General features: G+C 55.5%; 10 protein-coding genes. 4 read left to right on the forward strand and 6 right to left on the reverse strand.

Going from position 1 to position 11284, the window contains the following annotated elements:
• A partial coding sequence (gene rpsB / locus ABWO67_RS16395; protein ID WP_353153448.1) for a 30S ribosomal protein S2 occupies positions 1 to 430 on the reverse strand: 430 nt, incomplete at its 3' end.
• A 298-nt stretch (positions 431 to 728) separates the two neighbouring features.
• Between rpsB and map the strand changes: the two genes are divergently transcribed.
• Genes map through ABWO67_RS16415 form a run of 4 tightly spaced genes read left to right on the forward strand, consistent with a single transcriptional unit; the run spans position 729 to position 5383 of the window.
• Positions 729 to 1535: a type I methionyl aminopeptidase gene (gene map / locus ABWO67_RS16400; protein WP_353153450.1), complete on the forward strand. Its 807-nt coding sequence runs from the start codon at positions 729 to 731 to the stop codon at positions 1533 to 1535.
• Between the two features lie 20 nt (positions 1536 to 1555).
• Positions 1556 to 4141 (forward strand): [protein-PII] uridylyltransferase, encoded by a 2586-nt coding sequence (locus ABWO67_RS16405; protein WP_353153452.1) that lies wholly within the window; start codon positions 1556 to 1558, stop codon positions 4139 to 4141.
• Between the two features lie 23 nt (positions 4142 to 4164).
• Complete coding sequence (locus ABWO67_RS16410) at positions 4165 to 4866, forward strand: MarC family protein (RefSeq protein WP_353153454.1); 702 nt, start codon at positions 4165 to 4167, stop codon at positions 4864 to 4866.
• A 34-nt stretch (positions 4867 to 4900) separates the two neighbouring features.
• Positions 4901 to 5383, forward strand: coding sequence for a disulfide bond formation protein B (locus tag ABWO67_RS16415; protein ID WP_353153456.1), 483 nt, complete (start codon positions 4901 to 4903; stop codon positions 5381 to 5383).
• Between the two features lie 46 nt (positions 5384 to 5429).
• On the opposite strand, the gene purF is transcribed toward ABWO67_RS16415, so the two are convergent.
• The 5 genes from purF to lpdA form a co-directional block, all read right to left on the reverse strand.
• The gene (gene purF, locus ABWO67_RS16420; RefSeq protein ID WP_353153458.1) at positions 5430 to 6932 is read right to left on the reverse strand and encodes an amidophosphoribosyltransferase; all 1503 of its coding nucleotides are present in this window, start codon (positions 6930 to 6932) and stop codon (positions 5430 to 5432) included.
• Positions 6933 to 6954: 22 nt separating this feature from the next.
• Entirely contained in the window at positions 6955 to 7443 is a 489-nt protein-coding gene (locus ABWO67_RS16425) for a CvpA family protein (protein ID WP_353153460.1), read from the reverse strand.
• Positions 7440 to 8249 (reverse strand): SPOR domain-containing protein, encoded by an 810-nt coding sequence (locus tag ABWO67_RS16430; protein ID WP_353153462.1) that lies wholly within the window; start codon positions 8247 to 8249, stop codon positions 7440 to 7442. The genes ABWO67_RS16425 and ABWO67_RS16430 overlap by 4 nt, the downstream gene beginning before the upstream one ends.
• A gap of 52 nt (positions 8250 to 8301) precedes the next feature.
• Positions 8302 to 9720 carry a bifunctional tetrahydrofolate synthase/dihydrofolate synthase gene (gene folC, locus ABWO67_RS16435; RefSeq protein WP_353153464.1) on the reverse strand — a complete coding sequence of 473 codons (1419 nt, stop codon included), beginning with the start codon at positions 9718 to 9720 and terminating at the stop codon, positions 8302 to 8304.
• Positions 9721 to 9846: 126 nt separating this feature from the next.
• On the reverse strand, positions 9847 to 11284 hold a 1438-nt coding region (gene lpdA / locus ABWO67_RS16440; RefSeq protein WP_353153465.1), incomplete at its 5' end, for a dihydrolipoyl dehydrogenase.

An 11284-nucleotide genomic window follows, 5' to 3' on the forward strand; every position in this document is an offset into this window, starting at 1 on the left:
TGTTCAGCTTTTCGAGTTCGCGATCGAACATCAGCGCTTCTTTCTTGCTCATGCGTTCGGTTGCGCCGTCGGCCAATTGCACTTCCATTTCTTTCAGGCGCTTGATCGAGCTTTTGACCGTCTTGAAGTTGGTCATCATGCCACCCAGCCAACGGCTGTCGACATAAGGCATGCCGCAGCGAGCTGCTTCGGCGGCTACGAGTTCGCGGGCTGCGCGCTTGGTGCCGACGAACAGGACATTGCCGCCGCGAGCAGCGATTTGACGTACAAACTTGGCTGCTTCCTGGTATTTGACTACCGTTTGCTCAAGGTTGACGATGTGAATCTTGTTACGCTGACCAAAGATGTACGGCGCCATCTTGGGGTTCCAGTAACGGGTTTGGTGGCCAAAGTGCACACCAGCTTCTAGCATTTCACGCATTAACGACATAATATTCTCCGAGGGTTTAGTCTTGTGCCAAGTTTGCATTCAGCTGACCGTGCGTATAACGCAATCGAAAAGCCAAACACCCTGTGGTAACCGGGCACGCGATTTTTGAGCATGATTTTTGAATGGCTGACCCGCACAACCCAGGCGCACCCCAAAGGGTTTTGCCTAAAGGCCTATAATGGGCCTTTGGTTGCTTGTGCATTGCCTGCACTGCCTTCCAAAAAAGAGCTCCTTTCTTAAAGGAAATTTAAGAAAGCCTATAATTCTACTATTTTTAGCCCACCTAATTCAAGTTGCCATGAGTAGTCTCGTTACTGACCCCGCTGATCTCGATAAAATGCGCGCCGCTTGCCAAGCTGCTGCCGCCACCCTGGACTACCTGGAGCCGTATGTGCGGGCAGGTATTACGACTGGCGAACTCGATCGATTATGCATGGATTTCATTACGAATGAGCTACAAGTCGAATCCGCCACGGTAGGCTACGCTCCCCCCGGCTATACGCCCTTCCCCGCCTCCATCTGTACCTCGGTCAACCATGTCATATGCCACGGCATCCCGGGTGACAAGGTGCTTAAAAATGGCGACATCATGAATATTGACGTCACTGTTATCAAAGATGGCTGGTTTGGCGACACGAGCCGCATGTATTACATCGGCGAGCCATCCATCCTGGCCAGGCGTCTTACCGAGACCACCTACGAATGCATGTGGAAAGGCATTCAGCAAGTACGCCATGGCGCTACGCTGGGTGATATCGGGTCCGCCATACAAAAGCACGCTGAAAAAAATGGCTTCTCGGTTGTACGCGAGTACTGCGGGCACGGTGTTGGCCGTAAATTTCATCAGGATCCTCAAGTCCTGCATTACGGCAAGCCCGGTACGGGCGTGGTCCTGCAAGCCGGAATGATTTTCACCATTGAACCCATGATCAATGCGGGCCGCAAGGAAATACGCACGCTTGCAGATGGCTGGACAGTCGTTACGCGGGACCATAGCCTTTCCGCTCAATGGGAACACAGCCTTCTGGTAACAGACACCGGTTATGAAATTCTGACAGTATCCAAGGGCATGCCGGCACCTCCCGCATTCATTACGGCTGCCTGATTTCATTCGATAGGAACAACATGCGCGCGCCAACACTGACTTTGTTGCGCGATCAACTGGCGAAGCGACGCGACGAGGCAATACGCAGTTTTAGAAGCCACTTGCGCCCCGAGTTTTTGCTCACGGCGCTGCGACGCATTACCGACCAGGCTTTGTGCGACCTGCTGCAGCGCTATCCGCTGCCAGCGGGGTCGGTACTTGCCGCCGTAGGCGGGTATGGCCGTGGCGAACTCTACCCTTATTCCGATGTAGATATTCTGATATTGCTGCGAGAGCCGCCAAGTGCTGACGACACGGCAATGATCGAGGATTTCATTGCCGCCATGTGGGACCTGGGCATAGAGCCCGGGCATAGTGTTCGCACTATCGAGGAATGCCAGCAAGAAGCCGCCAACGACATTACGGTTGAAACCGCCTTGATGGAAGTGCGCTGGCTGGACGGCGACAAGGCGTTGCTGGACAAGCTGTGCGAAGTCATGCGCGAACAGATGGATGCCCAGACATTCTTCCAGGCGAAGCGCGCTGAAATGCAACAGCGCCACGCCCACCACCAAGATACCCCCTACGCGCTCGAGCCCAATTGCAAAGAGGCGCCTGGCGGTTTGCGCGATTTGCAAGCCGTATTGTGGGTGGCCCAAGCGGCCGGCCTGGGCAGCACCTGGCGTGAAATTGCCCGCACCGATTTACTGACTACCGCTGAGTTCCGCGCCTTGCGCCGGGCAGACGTTGCTTTTAAACGTTTGCGCATAGAACTGCATCTGCTGGCTGGCAGGCGTGAGGATCGCGTACTGTTCGATCTGCAGCCTGGCCTGGCCGCCATTTATGGGTTCGAAGCAGTCAAGAACCGGCGCCCCAGCGAAATACTCATGCAACGCTATTATTGGGCAGCGCGCGCAGTGAGCCAGTTGAACATCATCTTGATGCAAAGCATCGAAGAGTTCCTGTTCCCGCCGCCCAATGACCAATTGCATATCATCGATGACGACTTCTGCATGGTGCGCGGACGTCTGGGAATACGCCGCGAAGACAGTTTTGAACGCAATCCTGCCTTGGTGTTCAGGGCCTTTCTGGTTATGCAGGAAAACCCCGAACTACTAGGGATGTCGGGGCAAACGCTGCGGGCAATGTGGCATGCGCGGCACCGAATCGATACACAATTCCGGAAAAATCCGGTCAACCGCCATCAGTTTCTGCAGATATTGCAACAACCGCGCGGTATTGTGCATGCACTGCGGCGCATGACCATGCTTAACATTCTGCCGCGTTACCTTCCCGTCTTCCGGCGGATTGTCGGGCAAATGCAGCATGATCTCTTTCATGCCTATACAGTAGATCAGCACACTCTGATGGTGGTGCGCAATCTGCGCCGCTTTACCATGCCCGAGCACGCTCAGGAATACCCGCTGGCCAGTCAGTTGATCGCCGATTTTGATCGCCATTGGCTGCTGTATATTGCAGCCCTTTTCCACGACATAGCCAAGGGTCGCGGCGGCGACCACTCCGAACTGGGCGCCCTGGATGCCAGAAAATTTTGCCAGGATCATGGCATAGAAGGCGAGGACAGCGATCTGGTCGAGTTCCTGGTGCGCCAGCACCTGACCATGTCCACCGTCGCGCAGAAAAAGGATCTCAGCGATCCCGATGTCATACGCGAGTTCGCGCATTGCGTGCAGAACGAGCGCCGCCTTACGGCACTATATCTGCTGACTGTCGCAGACATACGCGGGACGAGCCCTAAGGTCTGGAACTCATGGAAAGGCAAGCTGCTTGAGAATCTGTACCGCCTGACATCCTCGTCATTGGGCGGCACTCATCCCGACACCCGCACTGTGCTGGCCCAACGCAAAGAATTGGCTGCAAATGAAATACGCCTGATGGGCCTGCGCGATGAAAGCCGCGACGCATTCTGGGGCCAACTGGATATTGCTTATTTCCTGAGGCACGAGGCCAGTGAAATTGCCTGGCATACACGTCACCTTTACTACCGCGTCAACTCCCCAGACCCAGTGGTGAAAGCACGTGTCATAGGGGTGAACGAAGCACTGCAGGTCATGGTGTATACGAAAGACGCGGACGAACTCTTTGTGACGATTTGCCGGTATTTCGATCGCCGCGGGTTAAGTATTCAAGACGCCCGCATTCACACGACTCATCATGGTTGGGCGCTGGACAGTTTTATAGCGCTGCTGCCCCCGCACGAAAAAGACTACCGCTCGCACGCATCGCTGGTCGAACATGAACTCGACGAACAGCTTAGGGAAACGCCTGATCAGCCTAGCGAGAAAAGCGCCGAAAGCATACCCAGACGCGCAGGCTCGCGACGATCGAGAGTCTTTCCCATCGTTCCCAACGTTGAGCTGCAACCAGACGAGCGCAGCACATCATGGCGTTTGTCTGTCACGGCCTCCGACAGGCCTGGTCTGCTGTATAGCCTGGCGCAAGTATTTGCCGATAACCGCATCAACCTGAAAATGGCCAAGGTGCTTACCCTTGGCGACAGGGTTGAGGACATCTTCATTATTGAAGGCGATGTATTGGGCCATCCTCGAGCCCAGCTACAATTTGAACGCAATATACTCGCCGCGCTGGATACCGTCGGCGCCTGATTCATTCTTTTTTCTAGACCACAATGGCCTTCAACGATCTGGTAATCAACTTCGGGCGCAGTTTCCTGTTCGCTTTGGCAACATTGCTTCCCATACTTAATCCACCTGCGGTGGCGCCGATTTTTCTTACGCTGACTGAAGGCGCGAGCGCCAATGCCCGTACCCAGCTTGCAAAACGGGTTGCGATCAACATATGCCTGATGCTTGCCATCGCCATGGTTGCCGGCAACTTGGTGCTGGCCTTTTTTGGTATTTCATTGCCAATTATCAGGGTCGGCGGTGGTCTGCTGGTTGTTGCCACGGCATGGCGATTGGTTAGTGCATCCGATTATGATGCCGAACACGCACAGAACATGGCTGAAGCGTATTCATTTGATCAAGTAAGGTCCAAGGCTTTTTACCCACTTACCTTCCCCATGATCTGTGGGCCCGGGGCCATATCGGCCGCCCTTACCGTTGGGGCAAGCCTGCATGTAGAGGCAACAGTCGCTACAGCCACGAATCTGACAGGGTCTCTGCTTGCCATAGGCGTTGCATCGCTGGTGGTCTATTTTTGCCTGCGCTTCGCCGCCCAGTTCCTGCATAAGCTGGGTTCTAATGGCACAGCGGTACTCATGCGCTTGTCGGCATTCATATTGCTATGCCTGGGCGTCCAAATTGTCTGGGATGGCGTACACGAATTATTGCTGGGGCTATTGCGCGACGCCGCGGCATTGGGAATTTGATTATCTTTACCTTCATCCTTTCTGAGAACTTTCCATGAATAGCGGTACGTCCAAGCTTTTACATATCATTGCGCTACTCTGTGTGGCAGCCGTAGCAGTTGCTTTAGTTTCGCAGCATATTTTCGGCATGCGGCCTTGTGCCTGGTGCGTGCTGCAACGCTTCATTTTTCTGATGATTGCCTTGGTGTGTTGGGCGGGCCTATTGCTGGGCCGGCGCAACGCCATGGCAGGCCGTATCACCGCCTTGTTGGCCTTAGTGCTGAGTGTAGGCGGTGTTGCAGCCGCCTGGTATCAATACACCGTAGCGGCCAATATGTTCTCTTGTGATATGACTTTTGCCGACCGCTTCATGGTCAGTAGCGGCCTGGATGCAAACGCGCCATGGCTGTTCGGCATCTTTGCCACGTGCATGGACGCCAGGGTCGAGCTTTTCGGGCTGGAATATGCGTTGTGGGGTTTAGGCTTATTTGTCGTAACAGGAGTGCTGGCGCTCATTGCCATGCTGCGTCGCCACTGATACGAAAAAATGCGCCAAGGGGTGCAACCCCTTGGCCTCATCATGTTTAGCGATCTTCGTCGCTGGTTGCCATTTCGCCTGCAGCTGGACGCACGCCACGAGTCTGGCTTAAACGTTCCAGATAGGCGGCATCGATATCGCCCGTGACGTAGCGTCCGTTGAAGCACGATGACTCGAAGTTTTTCATCGCAGTAGGATTCAAATCGCGAATCGATTGCTCCAAATCCGCCAAATCCTGGTAGACCAGGCCATCGGCCCCAATTTCACGAGCGACCTGCTCTGTATCACGACCCGTTGCGATCAGCTCAGTTTGCGTGGGCATGTCGATGCCGTAGACATTGGGGAATCGTACTGCTGGCGCTGCAGAGGCAAAGTAAACCTTGTTGGCGCCGGCTGCGCGAGCCATATCGACAATTTCACGGCTCGTCGTGCCGCGAACGATGGAGTCGTCGACCAGCAGCACGTTCTTGCCGCGGAATTCCATGTCGATGGCGCTAAGCTTTTGGCGCACCGATTTCTTGCGCACTGCCTGGCCGGGCATGATGAATGTACGTCCTATATAGCGATTCTTGATGAATCCTTCGCGGTAGCTTAGATCCAGACGCGCAGCCAGTTGCATCGCCGAAGGCCGGGACGAATCGGGGATAGGCATAACCACATCGATTTCCCCCAACCTCAGGGTCTTGGCCACGTTATCGCCAAGATACTCACCCATATTCAAACGGGCATCGTAAATGGAAACCCCGTCCATGAGCGAATCGGGCCGGGCAAAATAAACGTATTCGAACACGCAAGGCGTCAGGGCTGGATCCTCGGCGCACTGGCGGCTGACAATGTTGCCGTCAAGGTCGATGAATATTGCCTCGCCCGGCGCAATATCGCGCTCTAGCGTGAAACCACAGCCAGTCAACGCAACGGATTCCGAGGCCACCATCCATTCTGTGCGACTGCCGGTCTTGATCGAGCCCAGGCACAAGGGCCGTATACCGAACGGGTCGCGAAATGCAACCATACCGTAATTGGCAATTTGAGCGATGACGGCGTAAGCGCCCTTTGCGCGCCTGTGCACGGACGAGACGGCGGTAAAAATAGCGTTCTCATCCAGCGAACCGCCATTTGCCGCCAGTTGAAGTTCGTGCGCAAAAACATTGAGCAACACTTCCGAATCGGAATTGGTATTGATATGGCGTCGATCCACATTGAAAAGCGCATCTCGCAATTCACGCCAGTTGGTCAAATTGCCGTTATGGACAAAGGTGATCCCGAACGGCGCATTAACGTAGAACGGCTGCGCTTCATCGACACTATCGCTTGAGCCTGCGGTTGGGTAACGCACTTGCCCCAGGCCGCTAGTACCCGGCAAGGAGCGCATGTTGCGAGTACGAAATACGTCGCGCACCAGGCCATGGGCTTTATGCATATTAAAAAACTGCTCGTGCGAAGTGGCAATTCCCGCAGCATCCTGGCCGCGATGCTGCAGCAACAGCAAACTATCGTAAATCAACTGATTGACGGGAGCGGATCCTGCGACCCCAACTATTCCACACATTTTTATGTTCCTGAGAGTACGATCAATATGGTAACCAAGACGACAAGGAAGGCGGCAGCATCAACTTGACCTGTTGTATGCCCTGTACCGTTGCGCCTGACAATTTAGCGTCTTGCCACCAAGCTTCTTTTGGCAATTCGGTATAACCGGCCAGGCTTACTAAAACCAACACGACAAGTGCCCCACGCAACAAACCGAACAGGCCTCCCAATCCATGGTCGGCCGGTGTCAGTCCTGTTTTTTTTATTAAGGTCGCCAAAGTAATGTTAACCAGCCCGACCAGCAGCAACACGATAATAAAAACGGCGCCATAGGCGACCGCAGTGCGTAGCAAGGAGTTATCAAGATAGGGGATCAACCAGGTTGAGACAACGGGCCCCCACCAGATACCTGCCAGAAAGGCGACGACATAGGCAATAAGCGAGAGAACTTCTTTGACGAGACCGCGTAATAGCCCTAGAAGCGCCGAAACGCCCAGGATGGCCAGCACGATATAGTCGAAGCTCGTCACTTAGTCGAGATAAATCCGTTGTCATATCCCAATGCACGCAGGCGGGCCTGCGCTGCCTGGGCCGCTTCGCGTGTGGGGAACGGCCCTACACGTAGCCGATACGTTGTCTTCCCGCCCGAGGCGGCATTTTCAACATAGGCATTTGTGACACCCGACGACACCAGGCGATCACGCCTGGTCTGCGCGTCTTTATCATTGGTGTAAGCGGCAATTTGCAAGATGAAATTACCTTTGCTTGCAGGCGCGGCAGCCTTCTTTTCAGGTGTGCGCCCTTCGAGCAACGCCAGGGCCACAGAGCCATCATCAGTGCGATCGGCGGCGGGCTTGGGTTTGGGCTCTGGCTTGGCGACAGGCTTTTCAGCTGGCTTGGGCTTGGGTTTGGGTTCAGCAGCGGGTTCAGGCGCGGCAGCTGCCGGTGATGGTTCCGGAGTGCTGGCGATAACACTGTCGGGCGGCATCGTAACGGTCGTATCAGGGGCTGGGTCGGCCGGCACGCCAGCAGGCGTATCCGTTCCGATGTTTCCTGATGCCGCCGGATCGGGCTGAACGGGCACCTGGGGCTCGTTTGCCTCCGGCGTGACGGGAGGGACAATGGCCGGCACCACGACAGGCGTGCTTATCTGCTCTGGCGGCACCGATGAATCGAACAGCATAGGCACGACAATGACAGCAGCTAAAACCAAAGCCAAGGCGCCAATGAGGCGGCGACGTGCGCGACCGCGCAGGTCATTTGCCTGCGATTCACTTGATGGAGAAGAACGCCGCCCCGATCCGGTGGCAGACTCGTTACGAGAGAACAATCCCATGGGGCAAAAACCTATTTAGAGAACAATCACGGCCACTGCGGGTGGATTTGAACTAAGTGACCTTGCGTCCTAGTTCGTTAAGTATCGGGCCAACCGTTGAAAAAGAGCCGAATACAAGAATTCTATCATTCTCGGACGCTTGGCTTCTGGCCTGCGTAAACGCTTGTACTGGACTGTCAAAACTTGTAACCGTAATGTTGTCGGAAGCAGACGATGAAACGATGCCGGGACGCACTCCGGGCTTATGCGGCGCAGAGGTATCGACATGATTTGCCGAACGACTGGCTTCGCGGCTCAGGCTTTCAAATGTGTCTTTTCCTGTGGTCGATTTGACCACGTCGCGAACCATGGCAGCCAGGGCCTCGCCCGACATACCTCTGGCCCCTTCCAGGCCCGCGCAATACCAGTGATCGACCCGAGTGGCCAATTTACTGATAACGCCGGCTACATCTTTGTCATTCAACATGCCTACGACAGCGTGGGTATAGGGATAATACGCCATGCCGTCGAGATTCTGCCCTAGTGCGGCTGCTGCGTGGGGATTATGCGCGACGTCCAGGACTATGGTTGGCGTTCCTGGCAGAATTTGCAGACGCCCTGGTAAAGAAACCTGCGCCAGTCCGATGCGCACTGCTTGCTGCGGCACGACCAACTGCGGGCGCAAGGCCTCGATGGCCGCCAATGCGGCTGTGGCGTTCAACAGTTGGTTGGCGCCACGCAAAGCCGGATAAGCAAGGCCGCTGCGGCGCTGGGCGCGACCACCATAGGCCCACTGCAAACGGTCACCCGAATAGTTGAAATCTTTGCCAAACAGCCAGAGGTCGGCGCCGATCTCCGAGGCATAGTCTAGAACCGTTTGAGGCGGAATCGGATCGACGCATATGGCAGGCCGGCCTGCGCGGAATATATGCGCTTTTTCCCAACCAATTTTTTCACGAGTATCGCCCAGGTAATCAGTGTGATCGAGATCGATACTGGTGATGATGGCGCAATCGGTGTCGACGAGGTTGACCGCATCCAGGCGGCCGCCCAGGCCCACTTCGAGCACTGCCACGTCCAGTTTTTCTGCCTCGAACAGCATGAGCGCAGCCAGTGTAGTGTATTCAAAATACGTCAGGGATATGTCGCCCCGCCCTGCTTCGATCTGTTGGAACTGCTGAACGATTTGTTCGTCGCTGGCCAGTTCTCCGTTGACGCGTATGCGTTCGTTGAAGTCGATAAGATGGGGGGAAGTATAGAGGCCTACCTTATAGCCCGATGACAACAAAATGGCTTCGAGCATGGCGCAGGTAGACCCTTTGCCATTGGTGCCGCCCACTGTTATCTTTACAAACGGATACGTTAACCCAAGCTTTGCGGCCACCGCGCGGATACGATCGAGGCCTAGTTCTATGGAGGTGTGATGCAGGGTTTCCAGATAACCTAACCATTCCTGCAATGTGGCGGTTTTGCTGGGTACAAGACGAGACATGATGAGCACTTATAGAGGGGCTGACGGCAGGTCCCCATAGTAACATTTCCCAGGGGCGGCTTCCTTTGAAAACCGGTGGCTTGCACTTGCCCCGCGTCGAAACGCAGAGCAAGTTTCTTTTGGCTGTTACTTGCGCCGTGGTGGAGGAAGATCTGTGCAGCTACCCTCTGCCACTTCAGCCGCCATCCCTATCGATTCCCCCAGCGTTGGATGAGGATGTATCGTCTTGCCAATGTCGACCGCGTCGGCTCCCATTTCGATGGCCAGCGCCACTTCGCCAATAAGATCGCCTGCATGAGTGCCGACGATCGCCCCACCCAGTACGCGATGCGTCTGCGCGTCAAACAAGAGCTTGGTGAAGCCCTCGTCGCGGCCATTGGCGATAGCCCGACCCGAAGCTGCCCATGGAAACAGGCCTTTCTCAATGGCGATGCCGTCCTTCTTGGCGTCGTCTTCGGTCAGGCCTACCCAGGCCACTTCTGGATCGGTATAGGCGACAGACGGAATAACCCGCGCATCGAAGAAGCTCTTCTGACCGGCAATGACTTCGGCGGCCACATGTCCTTCATGAACGGCCTTATGCGCCAGCATGGGCTGCCCGACAATGTCGCCAATAGCATAGATATGCGGGACATTCGTGCGCATTTGCTTGTCCACTTGTATGAAGCCACGGTCGCTCACGGCAACGCCTGCTTTATCGGCTGCGATTTTGTTGCCATTCGGAACCCGCCCTACCGCTTGCAACACCAAATCATAGCGCTGGGCTTCCTTGGGCGCATTCTTGCCTTCGAACGTCACCCATATGCCGTCGTCGCGAGCTTCTGCACCCACGGTCTTGGTATCGAGCATGACATGATCAAAGCGCTTGGCATTCATTTTTTCCCAGACTTTGACTAGGTCACGATCGGCGCCCTGCATCAGACCGCTTTGCATTTCGACCACATCCAGCCGCGAACCCAGAGCCGAGTAAACCGTGCCCATTTCGAGTCCGATAATACCGCCGCCGACGATCAGCATTTTTTTGGGAATGCTCGACAGCAACAGTGCGCCGGTGGAATCGACTACGCGGCTGTCATCCGGCAAGAACGGCAGCTTCACCGACTGACTGCCTGCGGCGATAACGGCTGAGGCGAACTGAATAGTCTGGCTTTTACCGTCGGCATCTGTGACGGACAAGTGATGTGGGTCAACAAACTGGCCAAGTCCGGTTAGCACGGTTACTTTGCGTGCGCGGGCCATGCCTGCAAGCCCGCCTGTTAGTTTGGCAACAACACCGTCCTTGTAGCCGCGTACCGCGTCCAGGTCTATTTTTGGAGCGCCGAACGAAATGCCATGCGTAGACAGCGACTGAGCCTCTTCAAGCACTGATGCCGTGTGCAGCAATGCCTTTGAAGGAATGCAGCCCACATTCAGGCAGACGCCACCCAATGTGGCGTAGCGTTCCACCAATACGACCTTAAGCCCGAGGTCGGCGGCCCGGAAAGCGGCTGAATACCCGCCAGGACCAGCGCCAAGCACCAGGACATCGTACTGAGCATCGGCTGCGCCTGAAAAGCTGGCAGCG

This window comes from Pollutimonas bauzanensis, assembly GCF_040393045.1.
GTDB lineage: Bacteria > Pseudomonadota > Gammaproteobacteria > Burkholderiales > Burkholderiaceae_B > Pollutimonas > Pollutimonas bauzanensis_A.